Source organism: Streptomyces sp. NPDC051217, assembly GCF_044455465.1.
In the GTDB taxonomy this organism is placed as follows: domain Bacteria; phylum Actinomycetota; class Actinomycetes; order Streptomycetales; family Streptomycetaceae; genus Streptomyces.
On the sequence record NZ_JBITEV010000001.1, the window covers coordinates 1,070,775 to 1,093,829 of the forward strand.

Consider the following 23,055-nt stretch of genomic DNA (forward strand, 5'->3'; position numbering starts at 1 on the left):
GTGCGTCCTCGTGCGGTCACCCGGACAGCCGTGAAACGGGGCCGACAGGCAGGAGGCTGCTATGCCGCACGCGGTCGTTATCGGCGCGGGACCCAACGGTCTCGTCGCGGCGAATCTGCTCGCCGACGCCGGATGGAGCGTAGAAGTCCTTGAAGCACAACCGGAAGCGGGCGGGGCGGTCCGCAGCGACCGGGGCGTCCATCCCGATTATGTGAGCGACCTCTTCAGCGCCTTCTATCCGCTCGCCGCCGCCTCCCCGGTCCTCGCGGACCTGGAGCTTCAGAAGGAGGGGCTCAGCTGGGAGCACGCGCCGCGTGTCCTGGCGCACCCACTGCCGGACGGCCGGTGTGCTGTCCTCGCGCGCGGGGCAGCGGACACCGCCGCGAACCTGGACACGTTCGCGGCGGGCGACGGCGCGGCGTGGCTCGACCTCTGCGCCGTCTGGGACCGTCTGGGCCCCGACATCGTCCGCGCCCTCTTCACCCCCTTCCCTCCGGTACGGGCCGGAGTCCGCCTCGCCGCCCGGCTCCGGAGCGTCGGCGGTCTGCGGCTGGCCCGGAGGCTGGTGCTGCCGGTCCGGCGTCTGGGGGAGGAGGAGTTCCGCGGCGAAGGCGGCAGGCTGCTGCTCGCGGGGAACGCCCTGCACGCCGACCTCGGCCCCGAAGCCGCGGGCAGCGGGGGCTATGGCTGGCTGATGTCGATGCTCGGGCAGACCTACGGCTTTCCGGTGCCCGCAGGCGGGGCCGGCGTGCTTACGGCGTCGCTGGTGCGGCGGCTGGAACGGCGCGGCGGGACGGTCAGATGCGGAGAACGAGTGACGGAGGTCGTCGTACGGGGCGGCCGCGCCGTCGGCGTACGCACCGAGGGGGGCGAGAGTGTCCCGGCGTCCCGGGCCGTTGTCGCCGATGTGTCCGCCCCGGCCTTGTACGGCGAACTGGTCGACGCGACGCATCTGCCCGCCCGGCTGCTGGATGACCTGCGCCGGCTCCAGTGGGACTTCGCGACCTTCAAGGTCGACTGGGCGCTGAGCGGACCAGTGCCCTGGACGGCTCCGGAGGCCGCCACGGCGGGAACGGTCCATCTGGCCGACGGTGTCGACGGACTCACCCGCTTCGCCGCGCAGCTCGCCACGGGGCAGGTTCCGGACCGCCCCTTCCTCCTCTTCGGACAGATGACCACGGCTGATGTCACCCGCTCCCCGGCCGGCACCGAATCGGCCTGGGCCTACACGCACGTCCCGCACCGGATCAAGGGCGACGCGGGTGAGGGCGCGCTGAGCGGGCTCTGGGACCAGCGGGAACAACAAGCGATGGCAGACCGCATGGAGAGCGAAGTGGAGCGCTGGGCGCCGGGATTCCGTTCCCGTATCAGATCGCGCCGCCTCCTCGCGCCGCCCACCCTCCAGGCGATGGACGCCAACCTGCACGGCGGTGCGATCAACGGCGGCACCGCTGCCATGCACCAGCAACTGGTGTTCCGTCCCACGCCCGGTACCGGGCGGCCCGAGACACCGGTGAAGGGCCTGTACCTCGCCTCGGCCGCCGCGCACCCGGGCGGTGGTGTGCACGGCGCACCCGGCGCCAACGCCGCCCGCGCCGCACTGCGCGGCCGGGCCGGTCGCCGCCTCCGTCCGCCCGGCCTCCCGTGGGTCGTGCGGGCCGGACGGGATAGCCCGGAGAAGCCGCGGTCCACGGGCCGGTCGTAACGAGGCCGACGGCGCGTGACTTTGTACGGACGAGGGACGTGCTGTGAGAAGTCCGCCGGCGGGGGCACTCGGAGGTGGTGACAGATGTGACGTACGCGCTCCGTGGTGTGTGCGCTCGCCCACCGCGAAAAATCGGGTCGGAGGTGAGTCGATGCTGGGTCTGCTCAGTACGTACGACCAGGGCGGCCGTGTGATGCTGCCGCGCGGCGTCTACGGACCCCAGGGAGACACGCTTCTGCTGCGTGAAGCCCTGGAACGGGAGACGGTCGGTACCGGCACGGAGGTCCTGGATGTCGGTACGGGATCCGGCGTCCTCGCTCTCGCCGCGGCGCGGCGGGGCGCGCGGGTGACAGCGGTGGACCGCACGCGCCGCGCCGTCCTCACCACACGCCTGAACGCGGCGCTCGCCGGGCTGCGGGTGGAAGCCGTACGAGGCGACCTCCTGGCCCCCGCCGTCAACAGACGGTTCCATCTCATCCTCAGCAATCCGCCCTACGTACCGGCGCCGGATGCCGCCCTGCCCCCAAGGGGCCCGGCCAGGGCGTGGGACGCGGGGCATGACGGACGCCTGATCGTCGACCGGCTGTGCGACGGAGCGGCCGCTCTGCTCCGCCCCGGTGGGGCACTGCTGCTCGTTCACTCGACGCTGTGCGGGGTACCCGCCACCTTGGAGAGGCTGGAGCGCGCGGGCCTGCCGGCTGCGGTGACCGATCGCCGCTCCGTGGCCTTCGGCCCCGTACTGGCCTCGCGGCGACAGTGGCTGCTGGACCGCGGTCTGATCGCGGCCGGTGACGACAAGGAAGAGCTGGTGATCATCCGTGCCGAACGCCCCGAGTGACAGGCCCTGCCGCATCACCCCGACACGGAACGGGCCCCTCCTCGTCGAAGGCCCCGTCGAAGTGACTCTCGATGACGGGACCACGATGCGGTCCGACCGGTTCACCGTGGCCGTATGCGCCTGCAGACGCAGCCGGGCCTATCCCTGGTGCGACACCAGCCACCGCGAGAGGGCCAGGGGGCCCGCGGCGGCCCAGGCAGACTCGGGGCGTGCGAGTAGTCCGAGTGATGCGAGTGAGGAGTCCCACGCGTGAAGTCGGCAGAGCTGTCCGATGTCCGGCTGAGCGGGCCCGCCCTGCCCACGGGCCGCGGCGAGTTCAGCAACGGAGTCCTCCGTGCGCTGCGCGGGCGCCCCGATCGGAAGCGCCCACTGCCGTCGGACCGCGCGGCCGAAGAGGCCGATCCGTACGGTGAGGATCTGCACCTGGCGCTCTACCTCTGCTACGAACTGCACTACCGCGGGTTCCAGGGAGTAGACCCCACGTGGGAGTGGGATCCGACGCTGCTTGGGCTGCGGGCGGGGCTGGAACGCCGCTTCCTGGACGCGCTGCGCATGGATACCGAAGCCCAGCCGCACAGTGCCGACGAGGCGTTCGCCGGGATTCTGGTCGAGCCGGTGGACGGCTCGGGGCTTTCGCACTTTCTGCGGGACGAGGGGGAGCTGTGGCAACTGCGCGAGTACGCGGCCCAGCGTTCGCTCTACCACCTGAAGGAGGCCGATCCGCATGCCTGGGTGATCCCGCGCCTGCGGGGCAGGGCGAAGGCGGCCATGGTCGCGGTGGAGTTCGACGAATACGGCGGGGGCGAGGCGGACCGGATGCATTCGCGGCTCTTCGCGGACCTGATGAGGGACCTCGGCCTGGACAGCGCGTACGGCCGGTACGTGAACACCGCGACGGCGGAGATGCTGGCGAGTGTCAACCTGATGTCGATGTTCGGCCTGCACCGTGCCCTGCGCGGCGCCCTGGTCGGGCACTTCGCCGCCGTCGAGGTCACCTCCTCCCCCTCCTCCCGCCGGCTGGCGCAGGCCATGCGGAGGGCCGATGCGGGCGAGGCGGCGGTGCACTTCTACGCAGAACACGTGGAGGCCGACGCCGTCCATGAACAGGTGGTCCGCCGCGACGTGGTGGGCGGACTGCTGGAGGACGAGCCGTGGCTGGAGAGGGACGTGGCCTTCGGCATCAAGGCCACCGACCTGCTGGAGGGGCGCCTGGCCACCAAGACCCTCGCCGCCTGGCACGACGGCGCCTCCAGCCTTCGTACACCATTGTGAACACCGGCGGGTGTGGCGGAGAAAGCACGTCTGCCCCAGAACGTGTGAGTGCCCGGGTGGCATGAATGACATGAAACTGCCCGGCCTGGGCCCGTGCACCGACCGTCGCTCGTCGTGCGCGGCGCACATCCGCTGGCTGACGCGACACGGATGTCGTGGGACAGCCCCGTGAACCTTCAGTCGGCTCGTGAAGGCGACGGGACGGCCACGCGGCTGGCTGGGTGAGTGAATTCTCGTGTCCGGGCTTTCGACGTGGCGGAAGCGGGGCAAGCGCAGAGAGTGTTCCGGACCGCAGGCACTCCCTTCGAGCGGTAGACCGCACAAGGCGTTTTCGCGAGCGTCGGGAGAACGCGGTGAGGACACCCCTTTCTGGCGGCAGTGATCTCTTGTTACGCGAGGAGTTGGGCCTCTGATGTTCCTTGACGGCCAGAATGCGGGGGAGCCGGATACCACGGCGGGCTTCTTGCGTCTGGGGGAGCTGACGGACGGGCCGGAGAGGGAGCGGCTTCGCGCGGAGGTGATCTGCGCGTGGCTTCCCATGGCGTACCGTCTCGCCTCCCGTTTCCGGCAGCGCGGCGAGGCGCTGGAAGATCTGCGGCAGGTGGCGGCGGTCGGCCTGGTGAATGCGGTGGACCGCTACGACCCGGGTCTCGGCAACGCGTTCGCGAGCTACGCGGTCCCCACCATCACCGGCGAGATCAAACGCCACTTCCGGGATCGTATGTGGTCCGTGCATGTACCCCGGCGCGTCCAGGAGCTGCGCACCACGGTCCGCGCCGCCCGAGCGGAGCTGTCGGCCGGGTGCCTCGACGGGCTTCCGACCGACACCGACGTCGCCGCGCACACCGGGCTGAGCCTGGAAGAGGTACGGGAGGGCATGGAGGCGCTCAACAGTTACAGGGCACTCTCCACGGACGCGAACGTGAGGGGTACGGCCGGAGGGCTGCCGCTGGGGGACACCCTGGGGGATGTGGACGCGGCGTTCGACCTGATCGTCGACCGTGAATCGGTGAAGCCCGGACTGCGTCAGCTGCCCGAGCGCGAACGCGTGGTCCTGTACCTCCGGTTCTATCTGGACATAACGCAAAGCGCCATCGCCGACGAGTTGGGCATCTCTCAGATGCATGTGTCTCGGCTGATCAGTCAGTCCTGCCGCCGGGTGCGGGAGGACGTCATGCGGGAGCCCGCCGTCACAGGGCGGCCTTCCAGTCTCGCCCAAGGATGTTGACGGCCGGCCCATGAAGCGGGCCGGCCCTCAGCCTCACCGGTGGGAAGAAAAGCGAGGGGTGGGGGAATTGCCTTGATTCAACCCCCATAGGGCGGGTACGGGAGGGCTCCCATCGGTCGCGAACCTGCCTCCCCACTGCTTGGAGCCGCCATGAGTGAGAAGAACCCGCTGAAAGCCGTCGCCGATAAGGCCGCCGACGCACTGGCCGCCCACACCGGCCCCGAGGAAGGGGTCCCCGGCAAGCCTGCGCCCGTCTCACCCCCGGTCGACGAGCCGACCGAGCCCCGGGGCCCGCTGCCGCCCAAGCACGATCAGAGCGGCCCGGCCCCGATGAGCCCCACCGGACAGGAGACCGCCGCCGCCCAGTCGGACGTCGCGCAGGGCGGGCAGTACCTGACCACCGCTCAGGGGGCGCGGCTGTACGACACCGACCATTCGCTGAAAGCCGGTGCGCGCGGACCGGTTCTCATCCAGGACCACCATCTTCGCGAGAAGATCACCCACTTCGACCACGAACGCATCCCGGAGCGTGTGGTCCACGCCCGCGGAGCCGCCGCCCACGGCGTTTTCCAGGGCTACGGCACCGCCGCGGGCGTCACGAAGGCGGCCTTCCTGGCCAAGGACGCCAAGACGCCGGTCTTCGTCCGCTTCTCCACCGTGCTCGGTTCGCGCGGCTCATCGGACACCGTGCGCGACACACGCGGCTTCGCGACGAAGTTCTACACCGAGGAAGGCGTCTTCGACCTCGTCGGCAACAACATCCCCGTGTTCTTCATCCAGGACGCCATCAAGTTCCCCGACGTCATCCACGCCGGGAAGCCGCACCCCGACAGGGAGATCCCGCAGGCCCAGAGCGCCCACGACACGTTCTGGGACTTCGTCACCCTGCACACGGAAGCGACTCACCACACGTTGTGGAACATGTCCGATCGCGGCATCCCCCGCTCGTACCGGACGATGGAGGGCTTCGGAGTACACACCTTCCGGCTCGTCGACGCCGAAGGCGGGACCACACTGGTGAAATTCCACTGGAAGCCCAAGCTGGGCGTTCACTCCCTCGTCTGGGAAGAGGCCCAGCTCATCAACGGAATGGACCCGGACTTCCACCGCAGGGACCTCGCCGACGCGATCGAGGCGGGCGCCTTCCCCCAGTGGGAGCTGGGCATCCAGACCTTCCCGGACACCGTCGACCAGACGTTCGAGGGAATCGACCTGCTCGACCCGACGAAGATCGTCCCGGAGGAACTGGCGCCCGTGCAGCCCATCGGCCTGCTGACGCTCAACGCCAACCCGTCGAACTACTTCGCCGAGACCGAGCAGGTCGCCTTCCACGTCGGCCACCTCGTCCCCGGCATCGACGTGACCGACGACCCGCTGCTGGCCGGGCGGTTCTTCTCCTACCTGGACACCCAGATCACCCGGCTCGGCGGACCGAACTTCGGGCAGCTGCCCATCAACCGGACTCACGCCCCCGTCAACGACATGCTGCGCGACGGCATGCACCAGACGGCCGTACACCGGGGCGTCGCGCCCTACCGGCCCAACTCGCTCGACGGTGGTTGTCCCTTCCAGGCGGGTGCGGACGTCGGCGCGTACGTCGAAACACCTGTCAAGGTCCCGGAGGCGACCAAGCTCCGGGAGGCTCCCGCCTCGTTCGCCGACCACTTCAGCCAGCCCCGGCTCTTCTGGCTCAGCATGACCGCCGTCGAACGCGAGCACATCATCGCGGCCTACACCTTCGAACTGGGCAAATGCTACGAGCAGCCGCTCAAGGAGCGGGCCCTGCGAGTGCTGGCGAACATCGACACCGAGTTGTGCGAGCAGGTCGCCACCGGACTCGGCCTCCCGGCACCCGAAGCGACAGAACCGCTTGCCTCACCGGAGCCGAGCCCGGCCCTGTCCCAGCTGGGCCAGGTGTGGCCGACGGACGGCAGGATCATCGGGATCGTCGCCGGCCCGGCCGGTGACCTGGACGGCGTGCGCACCGTACGCGAGGCCGTCCTGGAGGCGGGAATGGTGCCGCTGGTGATCGCCCCCGCCGGCGGTCTGCTCGACCCGGACGGAGACCCGATCACCGTCCAGCGCACCTATGCCACCGCCAGGTCCGTGGAGTTCGACGCCCTCCTGGTGGCCGGGGCACCGGGGCGGGGCGCCGACGCGTACGGCGCACGCGACGCGAAGGCCGGTGAGGGCGCAACGACCCCCGGAGACAGGAACGACCCCCGACTGGCGCTGATGCTGGCGGAGGCGTTCCGCCACGGGAAGGCCGTCGGAGGGTGGCAGGACGGTGTGGCGGCGCTGGAACAGGCGGGAGTGCCCACGTCTGCCCCTGGCGTGGTGACCGGCGAGCAGGGCGATGACGTGCTGGAGCAGGTGGTCGAACTGCTTGGAGCGCACCGCGTGTGGGAGCGGTTCCCGGCCGCCGGCTGAGCGAGCGGTCGAGACGGGCCGGGTGAGGCCCCACCGATGAGCCGGTGGGGCCTCACAGGCGGTGTACGGCCCTACCGAAGGCACCAGCCTGGCGCGGGAAGGCCCCCGGGGAGGTCATCTCATGAGGAACGTCGCGGCTCTGCCGCTCGGCCGCCGGACCCGAGCAGGCCCGTCGCCGAGAACTCCGAGCGGGTCAGCTCCCGCCGCGCGATCCTGGAGACGACCGTCGGCAGGCCGGCCCGTACCGCCTGTACGCCCTTGAGCCAGCCCGGCACGTAGACGGAGGAGGCGCGGCGCTCGACCGCGGCGACCAGGCGCACCGCCACATGGTCCGCGGGGTAGATCCTGCGGGCGGGCGGAGGCATGTGCGCGCGGAGTTCTCGGAGCACCGCGTGCTGGTCGGCGTCGCGGATCATGTCCGTGTCGGTCCAGTTCAGATAGGCGGTGCCCACCCCGACGCCTCGCGGAGCGAGTTCCGGGCGCAGGGCGTGGGAGAAGGACTCCACGCCCGCTTTGGAAGCGCAGTAGGCGCTCATCATCGGCGCGGCGCCGATGGAGGCCAGCGAGGCGATCTGCAGGTAGTAACCGCGGGTGTCGAGCAGATGCGGGAGGAACACCCGCGCGGTGATCGCGCTGCCCACAAGGTTGACCTCGATGACGCGCCGCCAACTGGCCATGTCCGTGTCGAGGAACGGGCCACCCTCGGCCACTCCCGCGTTGGCAACGACGACCGATACGGGTCCCATACGATCGCGTACCTCGTCGGCGACGCGCGCCATCGCCTTCTCGTCCGAGACGTCCACCTGCCAGTGTCGCGACTCTGTAGGCAGCTCCCGGGCCACTTGGGCGAGTTTCTCCCCTTCGAGGCCGACCAGTGCGACATCGGCGCCGCGGGCGGCCAGCTCCCTGGCGACAGCTTCTCCCACACCCCGTGCGGCGCCGGTCACCACAGCTGTACGGCCGCGCAGAACGTTCTTCCGACCGGTCACGTGGACTCCTCCAGATGGGCGGCGACGCCGGGAAATTCCGTCCGCCAGGTCACTCTCGCCCACGGCGGCAGTACGCGCACATCCGCCACCTGCGGGGGACGCAGGGCCGAACGTGCGAGGGAACCCGACCGGTTGAGTTCCCCGGCGCCCCGACCACCCTTCCGGCGTACGGCGCGCGAGAGGGCGTGGCGTACGCCGCGTCCGAGATCGGGGCGTCGGCGCCGCTCCGCTCAAGATGCGGCCCAGCCGAAGACCAACAGACTTGTGATCATGGCAGAGCAACGTCGTACGCGTACCCAACGCGCTTCCTCGCACGGAGGCCGGAGCGCGGCCACAGCCGCAGATCCCAAAGGGGCCGCCCGCGCTGCCGTCGAGGAGCTCGAAGGGCTGATCGGACACCACTCGGAGGGCGTCTCGGCCGTGCGGCGTACCGACGACGGATGGTGCGCTGTCGTCGATGTCCTCGAAGTGCCCCGGATCCCGGACACGACAAGTCTGCTCGCCGCGTACGAGGTGCTGCTCGATCACGACGGCGCGCTCGTGGAGTACCGCAGGCTGCGGCGCTACCGACGCGGGTCCACCGACCAGTGACCGCCGCACGGACGGAAGTGTGTACGTCTACGCGATCGTTCCGTCAGGAACCGGACTGCCTGCGGGCCTCGCGGGGGTGGATGACCTGCGACATATGTCATCGCCGTCTGCCGCAGGCTGGAACCCGCCGCGCTGACCGGACTGCCGGGCGTCGCCGAGGACGCCCCTGTCCGTGTCCTGCCGTGCGGCCCGCTCACCGCGGTCGTCCAGCGCGTGACGGCACGGGACTTCACCGAGGAGGCATGGCAGGAACGGCTTTCGGATCCCACGGAACTTGAGCGGTGTGCCCGTGCTCATCATTCGGTGGTCAGTGCGGCGTCGGCCTGTGGTCCGACCGTTCCGTTGCCCCTGGCCACGCTGTACCGCAGTGACAGCCGCGCGCGGCAGGCGATGGCCGGCGAAGCCGGCAGGTTCATGTCTGTCCTCGACCGCATCGCCGGGCATGTCGAGTGGGGGGGTGAAGGTGGACGCCGCGTCCGCCCCATCCCAGCCCGCCACCGAGCCCGAGCGCGGGACCGAGTCCGGTCCCGGTCCCGCGAAGGGGGCCGGGGTTGCCTATCAGAGTCGTGCCGATCTCCTCGATCTGTTCCTCGCTCAGGTCACCCTGTTCGACCCGGCGGATCGCCTGTCGCTCCATCAGTTGGCGCAGCAGTTCCACGACGGTGAGTACCAGCGCGACAAGGTCGCGGCCCATCTGCTCGCGGTCCAGATCCATGCGTGTCGTGGTCATAGCGGGCCTCCGTCCGCCCAGGGTGCCGGTACGCGTTCGCTGACCGACGAGAGCAACGCGTGCAGAGAGAGCCGGACGAGCGGCACATCGGCGATGGCGATAACGAGGTTCCCGCTGATCACCACACCGGTTGCCAGAACTCGGTCGAGGAGATCGACCAGTGGGACGCCGATGGGGCCTGTCAGGGGTTCGGGATTGTCCCAGGGAACGGGCCGGCCCGTGGTCACGGCTACACCCCTCCCACGAAGGAGTACGGCACCCATGGGCCGGAGATCTCGATCTCCGCTCCCGTGCGGTTCTCCAGCAGGCCGACCAGCCTGCTTACGTCGGCGGCTCGGCCTTCCGCCACCAGATAGGCGGCATTGAGAACCTGGGTGCGTCGTCGCCCGGATGCCTCCTGTCCGTGCGGGCGCAGCCGGCGCGAGGCAGTGGCGAGCTCGCGCAGTTCCGCGTCCACTGTCTCGGCGGCACGCAACGCCTCCTCGTGGCGCTGTTCGCGTCGCTGCTGAAGGCCGCGTTTACGGTGCAGGAGACACGGACTCAACGGTTGCTGGGCTTTCGGGCGTGATCGTGAGGTGGGTGGTCAACTCATTGACCATGTGCCGGCCGAAGCCGACGGCTCGCCGTTGAGGTCAGGAGTGCTCTCGCGCGGCTGTGCCGGCACCGCGTTGGTAACGAGTTCGGAGACCACCAGTACGAGCATCGTCTACGTGGTGTGGAACAGAAGCCCGGTACCCCTCCTCGTAGAAAATCTGTCACGGCCGGAGTAGACATCTGGGCATGCCGGTGGGTAGTGTTTTCCTCGTAGCCAAGAGATCAGGACGGCGCGGCAGATACGAACTGCCGTGCACGCAGGACCAGCAGTACAGAGCAGGCTGACCGGCAGTGAAGAGGAGAAGGAGGCAGACGCCATCAGGATCGCCCGGGCAAGGGCATGGTCGGCCCGGGTACCGCAGGCCCCGGAATGGAAGGTGGTCCCACGGTCACGCATCCGCGATCCCCGCATCGCCCTCATCCCCCAGGGCGACAGTGCGGATACAGAAGGCCGGCGCAGCAGTAAGCCGGTGATGGTGTTGTAGTCCTTCGGGGCCTTGGTGCCGCTCGGCACCAAGGCCCCTCGAACGCGTTCCCGAACAGAGGTGCGAATGACCGCAGAAAGCTCCCGTGAGCGACTCGACGACGACGATTACCCCGCCTACACCATGGGACGGGCCGCTGAAATACTCGGCACCACCCCCGCCTTCCTCCGGGCCATCGGTGAGGCCCGCCTCATCACCCCGCTGCGCTCGGACGGCGGCCACCGCCGCTACTCCAGATACCAGCTGAAGATCGCCGCCCGCGCCCGCGAACTCGTCGACCAGGGCACTCCCGTCGAGGCCGCCTGCCGCATCGTTATCCTCGAAGACCAACTCGAAGAAGCTCAGCGCATCAACGAGCAGCTGCGCGGCTCGGATCACGCATCCCAACGCACGACACGTACCTGACGGCTCACGGACCCACGGCCCGGCGCATCACGGAGGCCGGGCTTCCCGACCGGGCGCGACGCGCCGGTTCGCAGCAGCGACCGGGTCGGCCGATTTGACGCAGGCGAGATGGCCCGGCCGACTCCCTGCCTGACCGGCAGTCAGGCATCCTTCGCGTCCTGATTGGTCGTACGTGACCGCCCCGGGGCGGGAGGAGGCGGGCCCGATGGGTGTACCGGGCGGCGCCGCCGGTTCGAGGCAGAATCGATCCGAGCCACGCGGTGGGTGACGTCCCGTCCGGAGGCCGAGCGGTCCCGCGGTATGTGGGGCAGGAGCGTGAAGTCGCTGCGTCGTCCGTGGCCGAGCGGGCGCGTCGTTGCCACGCCCACGCGATCACCTGACAGTAGGGTGCGGTCGCGGGGAGGGGACCCAGCCGCGTTCCGGCGCACCTGACGAGAGTCTAAGAGGACCCATGGTCGTAGAGATTCCTCCCTTGATCAAGTCTGCGCGATTCAGGCGTCGGGCAACTCTGGGGGGCGAATGCCTGGCAGAGTTCCTCGGAACGTTCGTTCTCATCTCTTTCGGATGCGGTGTCGTGGCCATGACGGTCGCGGCCCTCCCCGGATCGGGCCGCACAGAGGGTCCCACCACGTTCTTCCTGAGCTCCGGCGACTGGCTGCTGATCACCTGGGGCTGGGCGATGGCCGTGGTCTTCGGTGTGTACGTGGCCGGCGGGGTGAGCGGAGCGCACATCAACCCGGCGGTGACCCTGGCATTCGCGGTGCGCCGCAAGTTCGCCTGGGCGAAGGTCATCCCGTACTGGGTATCGCAGGTCGCCGGGGCGTTCACCGGCGCCGCGCTGGTCTACGGGGTCTACTACGACGCCATCAACGCCTTCGACCTTGCGATGAAGGGCCCGAAGACCAACGGTCACACGCTCGCGTCGTTCTCCATCTTCGGCACGTTCCCGGCGCCGTACTTCAACGGTGGCATCTGGGGATCGCTGATCGACCAGATCGTCGGCACCATGTTCCTGGTGATGCTGGTCGTCGCGGTCGTCGACCTGCGCAACACCGCCGTGAAAGCCAACCTCGGGCCGTTGATCGTCGGGTTCGCTGTGGCGGCGATCGGCATGTCGTACGGAGCGAACGCCGGCTACGCCATCAACCCGGCACGTGACCTCGGTCCGCGGCTGCTCACCTGGGCCGCCGGCTGGGAGGATCTGGCCATGCCCGGCAACCTCTCCGGGGTCGGGGGCTTCAGCAGTTACTTCTGGATCCCGATCGTCGGGCCGCTGATCGGCGGAGTGATCGGAGTGCTGGTGTACGACCTGTTCATCGGCGATGTCCTCCACATCCGCGCACAGCGAGGCATCACGCAGGAGACGGGCCGGACACGGCCGGAGAAGGGCACGGACGAGGAGTGACACCGGAGCATGGGGGTGCGGAAGAACCGTACCTGACTGCCCGCCCCGAGCACGCTGACGCGGTGGCCCAGCCTCCGCAGCTCCGGGCAGACCCCCGCGATCGGCGAGAGTCGAGGCACGTACGGCAGCCGCGCTGCCGTCTCGCCTTCGCATGGGGTTCGTAGCATGATGCTGCTTCTGATCATCCTCGGCGGGGCAGGGGGCGCGGCACTTCGGCTTGGCATCGAGAAGTGGTTTCTCCACGTATGGCGCGGCGGCCTTCCCCCGTGGGCCCCGTTCGCGGTCAATTTCACCGGATGCTTCGCGCTGGGCGCCGTGCTTGGCGGAGCAAGCTCCCACGCCACGCCCGCGCTGTTGTACGTGCTGCTCGGCGGAGCTGTGACGACCTTCAGCATCGTCAGCCATCAGTTGCTGGAACTGCATCAGGGAGGGCACCACGGGATGGCAGGTCTGAGAGCGTTCACCAGCCTGGTGATCGGCTCGGCGGCAGCCGTCTGCGGCGCGGTGACGGCCACGAACTGAACGCTCAGAACTCGGTACGCGGGCTTGAGGCGCCGGGTACTGCTCGGGCGCCGTCCGGGCAAACGGCCGCGGGGCCGGTGGCGTTGTGCTGGGGTCGGCCGTCCTCGTTGGCCGGGGTGTGCCAGGACGGTGCGACGACGCGTATCGCATCGCCCCACAGCTCCCCGCCGGCGACCCCTTTGATGACGAGGACCTGGTCACCGGCCGCAAGTGCCTGTCCACTTCTTGTGGTCTGCTCACTGAGCGTCAGGGCGGTCAGTCCGCGAGGAGGATCTGTCGGCGGCGCGGCACACCGGCCCGCGGGATGTGCCGTCGCTGGGTTCCTGGAGGGCTGCGGGCTGCGACGAGCTAACGATCCTCGAACCAGGATTTGAGGAGGAATATGGCGGCGACCGTGGAGAGCAGGGCGCCCAGCCCGGAGACGAAAATAAGCACCGTCAGGCCGCCCAGCGCAGAGTCGCTGAGCGCCTCGGCCTCCCTGTCGTCGGGCGATAGGTGGGCGGTCTGCTCCTCGTTGGTGAGGATGTGGTCCACGGCCCACCACGTCACCCAGCCGAGGGCGATCGCGAGGACAGCGGTCAGCCAGGGGAGGATGTCCTCGAAGATTTCCCCGGCACGGGGCCCGTGCTCTCTGCCGACCGCCTCCGGACAGTGGTTTTTCAGCGTTTCTGCGATTGTCCGGGCATTGTGGGTGAGCCCGTTGAACCGCACACGGGCGCCCCCGTGAAAGCTGACCACACAGCCGAAGTCCCGGCCGAACCGGTGACCCCACTCACTCCCGGTCGTGACAACCCCGTAGACCTGATCCCATGTCCAGCTGCGCCGGACGCCCCAGCTGACATGTACGAGGCCGCGCTGGTGGATCTCGTACGACTCACCGAAACCACCGCGGATCGCCTTCGCCAGCTGAGTCACCGCGATCGACAGCGCCGGCACCGCGACAATCAACCCGTAGCCCATCAGCTGACCAAAGCCGACGAACCAGGCATTGAATATCGCGAGGTTCAGGAGACCCGCCGGTACGCCAGCGACCAGCAAAGCTCCGATCCCCAGGCCCCAGCGCCGTGCATTGTTGACCGGATGAACGCTCACCAGTTCGCCAAGTGGCTGCACGGGATGAGAATAACCGGCCGTTCGTGGCAGTGAACGGTGTGCTGACGACTCGGCAGTTGGGCAGATCTGCGGTGTCCGGTCAGGAGAACGAAACGCTCCGCGCAGACTTGGTCCGCGTCAGAGGACCGTGACCGTCTACCGCCGGGCCGCCGGAGCCGCTTCGGTGGCAGGCGCGTCGCGCTGGCCGAGCCGCAGGTGCTCGACGTGGAAGAGGGCCTGGTCCAGGAGTTCGGCGACGTGGTTGTCGTAGAGGGCGTAGACGATGGAACGGCCCTGGCGTTCTCCGGTGACCAGCCCGAGATTGCGCAGCAGGCGCAGCTGGTGAGAGCAGGCGGAGGCTTCCATGCCCACGTCCTCGGCGAGGTCGCCGACCGCGCAGGGGCCTTCGCGGAGGCGGGCCAGGATGTACAGCCGCGAGGGAGTGGCCAGGGCTTGGAGGGTGGCGGCGACGTCGGTGGCCCCCGCCGCGTCCAGGCGTTCGCGCGCGGTGGCGTTGGTCGTGTCGTCGGCTCCGTGACCCATGACGCCTATTCTACCGAGCACACCTGAAGAACTGTTCATATGTTCCTGTAGCGTGGTCGTGTCGCTGTCCTCCGCCCCGAAGGGGTCTCTTCGTCATGCCTTCCGACCTGATCCAGCGGCCCGAACCGGCGGCTCCGGCCCCGGCGCGTACGGCGCCGAAGCGGCGTACCCGGGTGTTCGCCCTGGCGGAGGCCCGCTGGGCCGCGGCGGCGCTGGTGCTGTTCCTGATCGCGTTGCCGCTCCAGCTGACCGGCGCACCCGCCTGGGCGTGGGGCCCCATCTACGCCGCCGCCTACCTCAGCGGTGGGTGGGAGCCGGGCTGGGCCGGGCTGACGGCGCTGCGGGAGAAGACCCTGGACGTCGACCTGCTGATGATCGTGGCCGCGCTCGGGGCGGCCTCGATCGGCCAGGTGATGGACGGCGCGCTGCTGATCGTCATCTTCGCCACTTCGGGCGCACTGGAGGCGCTGGCGACCGCCCGTACCCAGGACGCGGTGCGCGGCCTGCTCGACCTCGCGCCCACCACCGCGACCCGGCTGGGTGACGGCGGGGGTGAGGAGAGCGTGGCCACCGCCGATCTGGTGGTCGGGGACACCATCTTGGTCCGGCCCGGTGAACGGGTAGGCGCGGACGGCCGCGTTGTGGACGGGGCCAGTGAGGTCGACCAGGCCACCATCACCGGCGAGCCGCTGCCGGTGGCGAAGGAGAGCGGCGACGAAGTGTTCGCCGGCACCCTGAACGGGACCGGTGCCCTGCGGGTGAAGGTCGAGCGGGACGCGTCGGACTCGGTGATCGCCCGGATCGTGGCGATGGTCGAGGAAGCCTCCGAGACCAAGGCGCCCACCCAGTTGTTCATCGAGAAGGTCGAGCAGCGCTACAGCCTGGGCATGGTCGTCGCGACCCTGGCGGTCTTCCTCATCCCGCTCGCGTTCGGCGCGGACCTGACCGGGTCGCTGCTGAGGGCGATGACCTTCATGATCGTTGCCTCGCCGTGCGCCGTGGTCCTGGCGACGATGCCGCCGCTGCTCTCGGCGATCGCCAACGCCGGCCGCCACGGTGTGCTGGTGAAGTCCGCCGTCGTCATGGAACGCCTCGGGCAGGTCGACGCGGTCGCCCTGGACAAGACCGGCACCCTCACCGAGGGAACGCCCCGCGTCACCGACATCCGCCCCCTGGACGGCTCCGGCCTGACCGAGAACGCTCTGCTGGCGTTGGCAGCCGCGGCCGAGCACCCCAGCGAACACCCGTTGGCCCGTGCGGTCGTCGACGCCGCCCGCACCCGGGGCCTGGCCGTCCCTGGCATGCGGAACTTCACCTCCGGACCCGGAGTCGGTGTCGCCGCCACCGTCGACGGTCACACGGTCGAGGTCGGGGCCCCCGCCCGGCTCCTCGACGACAACGACTCCGTCTCGGCCCGCGCCGCCGAGGTCGCTGCCGAGTTGGAGGACGGCGGGCGCACCGCGGTCGTGGTCCTGCGCGACGGTTCCGCGGTCGGGGTACTGGGCATCGCCGACCGGTTGCGCCCCGACGCCGCCGCGACCGTCACAGCCCTGACCGTACTGACCGGCAGCCCCCCGGTGCTGGTGACCGGCGACAACCCGCGCGCGGCCGCCCTCCTGGCCGCCGAAGTCGGCATCACCGGCGATGACGTTCACGCCGGTCTGCTGCCCCAGGACAAGGTCGAGGCCGTACGCCGCCTGGAGGCGGGTGGACGCAAAGTGCTGGTCGTCGGAGACGGCGTCAACGACGCGCCCGCGCTGGCCGCCGCCCACACCGGCATCGCCATGGGCCGCGCCGGCTCCGACCTCGCCCTCGAAACAGCCGACGCCGTCGTCGTCCGCGACGAACTCGCCACCATTCCCACCGTCGTCAGCCTGTCCCGCGCCGCCCGCCGTCTGGTGGTGCAGAACCTCGTCATCGCCGGAGTGTTCATCTCCGGCCTGGTCATCTGGGACCTGGCGGGCCACCTGCCGCTGCCCCTCGGCGTTCTCGGTCACGAAGGCTCCACCGTCATCGTCGGCCTCAACGGGCTGCGGCTGCTGCGCGACGCCGCCTGGAACCGCGCCGCCCGGGACGCGCGGTGAGCCGCCGCGGCAAGAACGGTCGAGGGAAGCAGCGGAACAGCCAGTAACGCCAAGCGCCTGATCTTGGTCTTGGGCCGGCCCTACGCGTCACTGCGTTCGGGTCGGGCTGGGCCTGGGGACGGTCGCGCAGGTCGATCTCCTCGGCGGTGAGAGGGGCCCCGGGCCGTGGATCCGTACGGGCTTGGGTTGATGGTGAGCTTCTGCGCGATGCCGTGGACGGGGGACGCCCTTGTCCTTCAGCGCGACAGCGAAGGTGAGCTCCAGGCGGCGGGCCTGCTGTTCTCCGCGTTCGCCGGGTACGCCCGCATCGCCACCCTCGGTGAGGAGGTCCGTGACCCCGCCCGCACCACCCCCAGGGCCATCCCGATGGCGCTCGCCATCACCCTGGCCGTCTACGTCGCCGTCATGAAGGTGCTCGGGCCCGGCGGCCTGACCCTTGCCGCAGCTCCGCTGTCCGAGGCGGTCCGGGCCGCGGGCACCGACTGGCTGGTGCGGGCCGTGCGCGTCGGGGCCGCCCTGGGGGCACTCGGATCGCTGCTCGCGCTGATCCTCGGTGTCTCCCGCACCGCCCCTGCGATGGCCGGCGACCGGCACCTGCCGCACTGCCTGGCCGCCGTGCACACGCAGTTCAAGGTGCCGCACCGTGCCGCACTCGCGGTCGGCGCCGTGGTGGCCGTGCTCGCTGCGACGGCAGACCTGCGCGCGGCGATCGGATTCCTCCTTCCGGGTCCTGGCGTACTACGCCGTCGCCAACGCTTCCGCCTGGCCCCTGCGACCTCTGGTGGGCCGTCCCGCGCGGATCATCCCCGTGATCGGGCTCGTCGGCTGTCTGGTCTTGGCCTTCGCCCTGCCGCTGTCCTCGGTGGTCGCTGGGGCCGCAGTGCCGGCCGTCGTGCCGCCGCCTACGGCGTGCGCCGCGCGGTGGCCGCACGCACACCGTGACCCGGCGCCGCTCAGCCGGTCATCCGATCGGCTGCCCGGCGCCGCGGCAACGGATCAGTGCCCGACGGCCGAGGAGCACGCCGCCCAGCCCCAACGGCACCGCTGCGACGGCGCCGACGAGCCCGTTGCCGGTCCCGGGACCGCCACTGGAGGTGGCCAGGTGCAGCACCGCGAGTACCATGCCGGCCATCCCCGCAGCGACCGCCGACATCCCGCCGGTGCGCGCCTTGCCGGTGCTGATCCGGCCGCCGACGCGAGTCAGGGCCGGCCAGCCGATCACCAGGCCGAGCAGTCCTGCTCCGAGGGCCAGGTTGGCCCCGGTCCGTCCGTCACCGATGATCCCGCCCTCGGCGGCCACCATCAGCGCTGCTGAAGTGCTCATACCAGCTCTCCATCTTCTCCGTCGCCGACTGCGATCTCTGATGCGCCTTGAGCATGCGCGCCGGGCCTCCCACCGGTCGTCCAGCAGGCGCAGACACTTCCCACTGCCGCTGCTGTGGCATCCCACTACTGCGGATGCGGCAGGCGGCGCGCGAATACCGCACGCGTGGCAGTCGACCTCTCGTCCCTGGGCCGGATTCGCCCACTACCGCATCCGGCTACGGTGCGCCCATGAACAAAGGGCGGTTCGCTGTCCCGGCCGGGGTCACCGACTGGACGATCGCCGTGGCCGTGGCGGCGCTGCTGCTGGGCACCGGGCTGTCCGGGTCCCACCCGTCCGGGGGCCGCGAGGTGCTCGGCTCCGCGCTGCTGGCGGTCGGCGGGCTGGCGCTGGCAGCGCGACGCCGGGCACCGCTCGTGGTGCTGGCCGTCGCCGGGCTGTCCGCGGTGGGCTACCAGGCGGCCGGGTTCGAAGTGCTCGCCGTCTCCTACCTGGTCGCGGTCTACGGCGCCGTACGCGCCGGGCACCGCGCGGTCACGCTGGCCGCCTCCGTGGGTCTGCTTGCTGTGCTCCAACTCTCCGCCCTGGTCTCGCACGACGGACCCGCGCGCGAGGCCGCGACACAGGCCCGGAGCACCCTGGAGATCGCCTGGCTGATCGCCGCCTTTTCCGCCGGGGAGGCGGTGCGGCAGGCCGAACGGCGGGCGGACGAAGCCGAGCACACCCGCGAGGAGACCGCGCGACGCCGGGCCGACGAGGAGCGACTGCGCATCGCACGGGAACTGCACGACTCGCTCACCCACCAGATCTCGGTCATCAAGGTGCAGTCCGAGGTTGCCGTCCACGTGGCCCGGCGGCGGGGTGAGCAGGTGCCGGAGGCCCTGCTGGCGATCCAGGAAGCCGGCCGGGAGGCGAGCCGGGAACTGCGCGCGACCCTTGAGGCACTGCGCGACGACGACACCACCCCGCCGCCCGGACTCGACCACATCCCCGACCTGGTGAAGCGTTTCCAAACGACCGGCCTGGGGACCAAGTTGACGATCGAAGGACATCCCCACGCCCTGCCGGCCGCGGTGGGCCGTACCGCGTACCGGATCGTCCAGGAGTCGCTCACCAACGTCTCGCGCCACGCCGCGGCCACCACCGCCTCGGTGCTGATCGCCTACCGGGCAGACGTCCTCACCATCCGCGTCGACGACAACGGAAAAACCACGCAGGACACCCCGCCGACGTCCGGCCTCGGGCTGCTCGGCATGCACGAACGCGTCACCGCCCTGGGCGGCCGCCTGCGCACCGGGCCGCACAGCACAGGCGGCTTCACCGTCCAGGCCGAACTCCCCACCGACGGAGCGTCGTGATCCGTGTTCTGCTGGTCGACGACCAGCCGCTCCTGCGCAGCGGCTTCCGCGCGCTGCTCGACCTCGAAGACGACATCGAGGTGGTGGCCGAGGCATCCGACGGCCAAGAGGGACTGGCGCTCGTCAAGAAGCAACTGCCCGACGTCGCGCTCATCGACATCCAGATGCCCGTCATGGACGGCATCGAAGCGACCCGGCGCATCGCCGCAGACCCGGCCCTGGCCGGGGTGCACGTCGTCGTGCTGACCAACTACGGCATGGACGAGTACGTCTTCGACGCGCTGCGCGCCGGCGCCGCCGGGTTCCTCGTCAAGGACATCGTCCCGGAAGACTTCCTGCACGCCGTACGCGTCGCCGCCCGCGGTGACGCCCTGCTCGCGCCCGCGATCACCCGCAAGCTCATCGACCGGTACGTCACCCAGCCGCCCCCCACCCGCGCCGGCGGCGGCCTGGAGGAACTGACAGGCCGCGAACGCGAGGCGGTCGCCCTCGCCGCACAGGGGCTGTCCAACGGTGAGATCGCCGACCGCATGGTCATCACACCGTTGACCGCCAAGACCCACATCAACCGGGCCATGACCAAGCTCCACGCCCGCGACCGCGCCCAGCTCGTGGTCCTTGCCTACGAATCCGGCCTGGTAACGCCGCGCAACTCCTGACCCCGCGCGCCGTCGACCAGCCAAGCCCTGCGGCACCTCGCCACCCAAGACCTCGCGGGCCACACCGCACCCGGGGCCACGCCACAGGGGCCGAGCTAAGGGGAAAGACGTACCGATTTGACATAAATTGACAGGCGATGAACATGTCGAGCGCGGGCACCGAGGCCGGGATCCTCGACGTCCTCCTGATGGCTGATCCGGGGTGGCCGACCGAGGTGGCCACCCGGCTGGAGGTAGAACTCGCCGAGTCGCTCCGCGACATGGCGCCCGACGTGGACTGGCGGATCACGGTGGGGTCGAGTCCCTTGGGCGTCGTCGAGCAGGCCGACCTTCCTCACATAATGCAGGAGCTCACCGAGCGGCTCCGGGGCAGGACCTGGGACATCGCGGTGTTCCTGACCGACCTGCCGTACCGCGACAGGGCCCGGCCGGTCGTCGCGATGCTCAGTCCGCCGGACCGCATCGGACTGCTCTCCCTGCCGTCGCTGGGCACGTTCCGCGTTCCGCACCGGGTCCGTCACGCCCTGCTCGGCGTCATCGGCGCGCTGTTCTCCGAGGCGCCCGGCAGGATGGTGGTTCCCGGCAGGATCCAGCAGGCCGGACAGCGGCAGCACTACGTTCTTCCCGGCGCCTGGGGCCGATTGCGCCTGCTGGCGGGAATGGTGCGGGCCAACAGGCCGTGGCTGTTGTTCACCGGCCTGTCCCGGGCGCTCGCCGGTGTCTTCGCCACCGCCGCGTTCGGTCTGATCAGCAGTGACGTCTGGCAGGTCAGTCGGCACCTTGAGGCGGTCCGCGCAGTCGCGTTGACCATTCTGTCCATCACGGCACTGGTCGCCTGGCTCGTCGTCGATCACGAACTGTGGGAACGGCCCGACGGTGAGATCGCCCGTCAGCGGGCCGTCCTGTACAACATGGCCACGGTGATCACCCTGTACATCGGCATCGCGTGCCTGTACGCCGTGTTGTTCGTACTCGTCGCTCTCACGGCGGTGTTCCTGCTCACCCCTGAGGTCCTGAGCCCCGTCATCGGGCGCCGGCCGGGCGTGGGGTACTACCTCTCCCTGGCCTGGTTCATCACCTCCATGGGCACGGTGGGCGGCGCGCTGGGCGCCGGACTTGAGAACGACCGGGCGGTGCGACTGGCCGCGTACGGCGAGCGCCAGCGCCAGAGTCAGCGGCAGGACACGGGGTGGCCCGGCGACATCGCGTCACGCTCCACATAGGCGGACCGGACAGGGAGAGAGATGGACGAACGGCGAGCAAGGCGAGCAGAGGCTCCTTCGGCCGGCGGAGTGGCGCTGATCCAGGGCGACCACGTCTGCCCTGTACCGGGGGCGCGCCGAACGCCGCCAGGAGGCGGAAGATGACCCCGGGTCCGTCGTCCGAGGGGCGTGTCCTGACTCTGGACGCCGGCTCCTCAAGCCTGCACTTCACCCTTTTCGGGACGGACGGCACCAAAATCGCCGGCCACGACTCCTCCGAAGCGCCCGGCCCTGACACCATCGAGTCCCTGCGTGGCTTCCTGGCCACTCTGCCGGCGCCGGCCGTTGTAGGGCACCGGCTCGTGCACGGTGGTCCCCATCTCACCGAGCACACCCTGATCGACGGGCGGGTACGCGCTCTGCTGGAGGAGGTCACCAGCCTGGCGCCCCTGCACCTGCCCCCCGCGCTCACCGTCGTGGACGCCGCCCGTGAGCTGCTGCCGGACGTTCCCCACGTGGCGTGCTTCGACACGGCCTTCCACCGGGAACTGCCCGCCGCCGCCCAGCGGTACGCCGTCCCGGAGAAGTGGCGCATCCAGTACGGGCTGCGCCGTTACGGCTTTCACGGGCTCTCGTACGCGTGGGCCCTGGAGCGGACGGCCGAGGTGCTCGACCGCCCGGCCCACACCTTCCAGGCCGTTCTCGTGCACCTCGGCGGTGGCTGCTCGGCGTGTGCCGTACGCGAAGGCCGCAGTGTGGACACCACCATGGGGCTCACCCCGCTGGAGGGCCTGGTGATGAGCCGGCGCAGCGGGAGCGTCGACCCGGGGGCGCTTCTGTGGCTCCAGAGCCACCACGGCCTGACGGAACGGGAGATCTCCGACGCGCTCCACCGACGCTCGGGGCTGCTCGGACTCTCGGGCCTGTCGGGGGACACCCGTGACCTGGTGCGCGCGCGAGCGGGGGGACACGCGGGCGCCGAGGGGGCACTGGCCGCCTTCGTCCACAGCTGCGGCCGGAACATCGCGGCCATGGCCGCCTCGCTGGAGCGCCTCGACGCGTTGGTCTTCACCGGCGAGATCGGCGAGGACCAGCCCGAGGTACGGGAAGAGGTCTGCCTGCGCCTTCGTGTCCTCGGGCTGCGCGGCGGCCTGTCCGTCCCCACGGAGCGGGAACTGCGCGAGCAGGGGGCGCTGAGGATCGACAGGCCCGGCACCGGCGTCCCGGTGATCGTCGTCGCGACCGGTGAGACGCAGCAGATCGCCGCGGAGACCCGGCGCTTCCTCCCGCGCCCTGCCAAACACGCCCTGGGGCCGAACCGGCCGCCTAACGAAGGAGGCTGACGGCGCGGGCGATGACGAGGAGTGAGGTCAGCAGGGCGGCGATGCTCCGGACGCTCTGGACGTGGCCCCGGTCCCCGGTCCCCTGCTGACGGCCCGTCACCGAGTTCTGACCACCCACGGCGCCACGGCCGGTGGACCACGATCCGGCTCCTGCGCCTAGGTGTATTGATCACGAGCGTTGTTGACACTCGGTAGGTCTTGAATATGGCGAAGACCTCCGGTGTGGTGGGAGCTGTCTGGGAACTCACCGCACGGA

22 protein-coding genes and 2 pseudogenes are annotated in these 23,055 nt (G+C 70.2%); 17 read left to right on the plus strand and 7 right to left on the minus strand.

Annotated elements, in window-relative coordinates:
- Window positions 1-61: 61 nt before the first annotated feature.
- The 6 genes from ACIBBB_RS04885 (at window position 62) to ACIBBB_RS04910 (ending at window position 7,473) form a co-directional block, all read left to right on the plus strand.
- Window positions 62-1,705, plus strand: coding sequence for a phytoene desaturase family protein (locus ACIBBB_RS04885; RefSeq protein WP_398978692.1), 1,644 nt, complete (start codon window positions 62-64; stop codon window positions 1,703-1,705).
- A 151-nt stretch (window positions 1,706-1,856) separates the two neighbouring features.
- Window positions 1,857-2,543, plus strand: coding sequence for a HemK2/MTQ2 family protein methyltransferase (locus tag ACIBBB_RS04890; protein ID WP_398978694.1), 687 nt, complete (start codon window positions 1,857-1,859; stop codon window positions 2,541-2,543).
- Entirely contained in the window at window positions 2,524-2,796 is a 273-nt protein-coding gene (locus tag ACIBBB_RS04895; RefSeq protein ID WP_398978696.1) for a CDGSH iron-sulfur domain-containing protein, read from the plus strand. Before ACIBBB_RS04890 ends, ACIBBB_RS04895 begins: the two co-directional genes overlap by 20 nt.
- Complete coding sequence (locus tag ACIBBB_RS04900) at window positions 2,793-3,815, plus strand: iron-containing redox enzyme family protein (RefSeq protein ID WP_398978698.1); 1,023 nt, start codon at window positions 2,793-2,795, stop codon at window positions 3,813-3,815. The genes ACIBBB_RS04895 and ACIBBB_RS04900 overlap by 4 nt, the downstream gene beginning before the upstream one ends.
- 412 nt (window positions 3,816-4,227) lie before the next feature.
- Window positions 4,228-5,043, plus strand: coding sequence for a SigB/SigF/SigG family RNA polymerase sigma factor (locus ACIBBB_RS04905; RefSeq protein WP_398978701.1), 816 nt, complete (start codon window positions 4,228-4,230; stop codon window positions 5,041-5,043).
- Between the two features lie 150 nt (window positions 5,044-5,193).
- A complete protein-coding gene (locus ACIBBB_RS04910; RefSeq protein ID WP_398978703.1) occupies window positions 5,194-7,473 on the plus strand; it encodes a catalase in 2,280 nt (759 codons plus the stop codon).
- Between the two features lie 119 nt (window positions 7,474-7,592).
- On the opposite strand, the gene ACIBBB_RS04915 is transcribed toward ACIBBB_RS04910, so the two are convergent.
- Window positions 7,593-8,462, minus strand: coding sequence for an SDR family oxidoreductase (locus tag ACIBBB_RS04915; protein ID WP_398978705.1), 870 nt, complete (start codon window positions 8,460-8,462; stop codon window positions 7,593-7,595).
- Window positions 8,463-8,732: 270 nt separating this feature from the next.
- On the opposite strand from ACIBBB_RS04915, the gene gvpO reads away from it, so the two are divergent.
- Window positions 8,733-9,053 (plus strand): gas vesicle protein GvpO, encoded by a 321-nt coding sequence (gvpO, locus tag ACIBBB_RS04920; RefSeq protein WP_398978707.1) that lies wholly within the window; start codon window positions 8,733-8,735, stop codon window positions 9,051-9,053.
- A 141-nt stretch (window positions 9,054-9,194) separates the two neighbouring features.
- Window positions 9,195-9,449: pseudogene (locus tag ACIBBB_RS04925) on the plus strand (GvpL/GvpF family gas vesicle protein); the annotation flags it as partial.
- A 16-nt stretch (window positions 9,450-9,465) separates the two neighbouring features.
- Here ACIBBB_RS04925 and ACIBBB_RS04930 read toward each other — a convergent pair.
- From ACIBBB_RS04930 to ACIBBB_RS04940, 3 genes are read right to left on the minus strand one after another with little or no spacing between them, the layout of a single operon-like run.
- Window positions 9,466-9,783 carry a gas vesicle protein K gene (locus ACIBBB_RS04930; protein ID WP_398978709.1) on the minus strand — a complete coding sequence of 106 codons (318 nt, stop codon included), beginning with the start codon at window positions 9,781-9,783 and terminating at the stop codon, window positions 9,466-9,468.
- Window positions 9,780-10,010 carry a gas vesicle protein gene (locus ACIBBB_RS04935; protein WP_398978711.1) on the minus strand — a complete coding sequence of 77 codons (231 nt, stop codon included), beginning with the start codon at window positions 10,008-10,010 and terminating at the stop codon, window positions 9,780-9,782. Before ACIBBB_RS04935 ends, ACIBBB_RS04930 begins: the two co-directional genes overlap by 4 nt.
- A gap of 2 nt (window positions 10,011-10,012) precedes the next feature.
- On the minus strand, window positions 10,013-10,327 hold the full coding sequence (locus ACIBBB_RS04940; protein WP_398978713.1) for a GvpL/GvpF family gas vesicle protein: 315 nt from the start codon (window positions 10,325-10,327) through the stop codon (window positions 10,013-10,015).
- Window positions 10,328-10,928: 601 nt separating this feature from the next.
- Between ACIBBB_RS04940 and ACIBBB_RS04945 the strand changes: the two genes are divergently transcribed.
- From ACIBBB_RS04945 to ACIBBB_RS04955, 3 genes are all read left to right on the plus strand, one after another.
- Complete coding sequence (locus ACIBBB_RS04945) at window positions 10,929-11,267, plus strand: MerR family transcriptional regulator (RefSeq protein ID WP_398978715.1); 339 nt, start codon at window positions 10,929-10,931, stop codon at window positions 11,265-11,267.
- Between the two features lie 451 nt (window positions 11,268-11,718).
- The gene (locus tag ACIBBB_RS04950; protein WP_398978717.1) at window positions 11,719-12,672 is read left to right on the plus strand and encodes an MIP/aquaporin family protein; all 954 of its coding nucleotides are present in this window, start codon (window positions 11,719-11,721) and stop codon (window positions 12,670-12,672) included.
- A 165-nt stretch (window positions 12,673-12,837) separates the two neighbouring features.
- Complete coding sequence (locus ACIBBB_RS04955; RefSeq protein WP_398978719.1) at window positions 12,838-13,194, plus strand: fluoride efflux transporter FluC; 357 nt, start codon at window positions 12,838-12,840, stop codon at window positions 13,192-13,194.
- Between the two features lie 348 nt (window positions 13,195-13,542).
- On the opposite strand, the gene ACIBBB_RS04960 is transcribed toward ACIBBB_RS04955, so the two are convergent.
- Both ACIBBB_RS04960 and ACIBBB_RS04965 read right to left on the minus strand, forming a co-directional pair.
- Window positions 13,543-14,307, minus strand: a complete 765-nt coding sequence (locus ACIBBB_RS04960; RefSeq protein ID WP_398978720.1) for a hypothetical protein — start codon at window positions 14,305-14,307, stop codon at window positions 13,543-13,545.
- 135 nt (window positions 14,308-14,442) lie between these two features.
- Window positions 14,443-14,829 carry an ArsR/SmtB family transcription factor gene (locus ACIBBB_RS04965; RefSeq protein WP_398978722.1) on the minus strand — a complete coding sequence of 129 codons (387 nt, stop codon included), beginning with the start codon at window positions 14,827-14,829 and terminating at the stop codon, window positions 14,443-14,445.
- Window positions 14,830-14,924: 95 nt separating this feature from the next.
- Between ACIBBB_RS04965 and ACIBBB_RS04970 the strand changes: the two genes are divergently transcribed.
- Together ACIBBB_RS04970 and ACIBBB_RS04975 are read left to right on the plus strand one after the other, a co-directional pair.
- Window positions 14,925-16,913, plus strand: a complete 1,989-nt coding sequence (locus ACIBBB_RS04970) for a heavy metal translocating P-type ATPase (RefSeq protein ID WP_398978724.1) — start codon at window positions 14,925-14,927, stop codon at window positions 16,911-16,913.
- Between the two features lie 252 nt (window positions 16,914-17,165).
- Window positions 17,166-17,855, plus strand: a pseudogene (locus ACIBBB_RS04975) (APC family permease); the annotation flags it as partial.
- 19 nt (window positions 17,856-17,874) lie between these two features.
- Here ACIBBB_RS04975 and ACIBBB_RS04980 read toward each other — a convergent pair.
- On the minus strand, window positions 17,875-18,237 hold the full coding sequence (locus ACIBBB_RS04980) for a DUF6223 family protein (protein WP_398978726.1): 363 nt from the start codon (window positions 18,235-18,237) through the stop codon (window positions 17,875-17,877).
- A gap of 230 nt (window positions 18,238-18,467) precedes the next feature.
- Between ACIBBB_RS04980 and ACIBBB_RS04985 the strand changes: the two genes are divergently transcribed.
- The 4 genes from ACIBBB_RS04985 (at window position 18,468) to ACIBBB_RS05000 (ending at window position 22,799) form a co-directional block, all read left to right on the plus strand.
- Complete coding sequence (locus tag ACIBBB_RS04985; RefSeq protein ID WP_398978728.1) at window positions 18,468-19,595, plus strand: histidine kinase; 1,128 nt, start codon at window positions 18,468-18,470, stop codon at window positions 19,593-19,595.
- On the plus strand, window positions 19,592-20,254 hold the full coding sequence (locus tag ACIBBB_RS04990) for a response regulator (protein ID WP_398978730.1): 663 nt from the start codon (window positions 19,592-19,594) through the stop codon (window positions 20,252-20,254). Before ACIBBB_RS04985 ends, ACIBBB_RS04990 begins: the two co-directional genes overlap by 4 nt.
- Window positions 20,255-20,391: 137 nt before the next feature.
- Entirely contained in the window at window positions 20,392-21,477 is a 1,086-nt protein-coding gene (locus ACIBBB_RS04995; RefSeq protein WP_398978732.1) for a hypothetical protein, read from the plus strand.
- 140 nt (window positions 21,478-21,617) lie between these two features.
- Window positions 21,618-22,799: an acetate/propionate family kinase gene (locus tag ACIBBB_RS05000; RefSeq protein ID WP_398978734.1), complete on the plus strand. Its 1,182-nt coding sequence runs from the start codon at window positions 21,618-21,620 to the stop codon at window positions 22,797-22,799.
- Window positions 22,800-23,055 lie beyond the last annotated feature (256 nt).

Bases quoted from the DNA above. Each gene is read 5' to 3' on its own strand.
- ACIBBB_RS04930 (WP_398978709.1), bottom strand. From the start codon at position 9,783: ATGACCACGACACGCATGGATCTGGACCGCGAGCAGATGGGCCGCGAC.
- ACIBBB_RS04955 (WP_398978719.1), top strand. From the start codon at position 12,838: ATGATGCTGCTTCTGATCATCCTCGGCGGGGCAGGGGGCGCGGCACTT.
- ACIBBB_RS04910 (WP_398978703.1), top strand. From the start codon at position 5,194: ATGAGTGAGAAGAACCCGCTGAAAGCCGTCGCCGATAAGGCCGCCGAC.
- ACIBBB_RS05000 (WP_398978734.1), top strand. From the start codon at position 21,618: ATGACCCCGGGTCCGTCGTCCGAGGGGCGTGTCCTGACTCTGGACGCC.
- ACIBBB_RS04980 (WP_398978726.1), bottom strand. From the start codon at position 18,237: ATGAGCACTTCAGCAGCGCTGATGGTGGCCGCCGAGGGCGGGATCATC.
- ACIBBB_RS04965 (WP_398978722.1), bottom strand. From the start codon at position 14,829: ATGGGTCACGGAGCCGACGACACGACCAACGCCACCGCGCGCGAACGC.
- ACIBBB_RS04985 (WP_398978728.1), top strand. From the start codon at position 18,468: ATGAACAAAGGGCGGTTCGCTGTCCCGGCCGGGGTCACCGACTGGACG.
- ACIBBB_RS04945 (WP_398978715.1), top strand. From the start codon at position 10,929: ATGACCGCAGAAAGCTCCCGTGAGCGACTCGACGACGACGATTACCCC.
- ACIBBB_RS04905 (WP_398978701.1), top strand. From the start codon at position 4,228: ATGTTCCTTGACGGCCAGAATGCGGGGGAGCCGGATACCACGGCGGGC.
- ACIBBB_RS04885 (WP_398978692.1), top strand. From the start codon at position 62: ATGCCGCACGCGGTCGTTATCGGCGCGGGACCCAACGGTCTCGTCGCG.
- ACIBBB_RS04970 (WP_398978724.1), top strand. From the start codon at position 14,925: ATGCCTTCCGACCTGATCCAGCGGCCCGAACCGGCGGCTCCGGCCCCG.
- gvpO (WP_398978707.1), top strand. From the start codon at position 8,733: ATGGCAGAGCAACGTCGTACGCGTACCCAACGCGCTTCCTCGCACGGA.
- ACIBBB_RS04995 (WP_398978732.1), top strand. From the start codon at position 20,392: ATGAACATGTCGAGCGCGGGCACCGAGGCCGGGATCCTCGACGTCCTC.
- ACIBBB_RS04890 (WP_398978694.1), top strand. From the start codon at position 1,857: ATGCTGGGTCTGCTCAGTACGTACGACCAGGGCGGCCGTGTGATGCTG.
- ACIBBB_RS04950 (WP_398978717.1), top strand. From the start codon at position 11,719: ATGGTCGTAGAGATTCCTCCCTTGATCAAGTCTGCGCGATTCAGGCGT.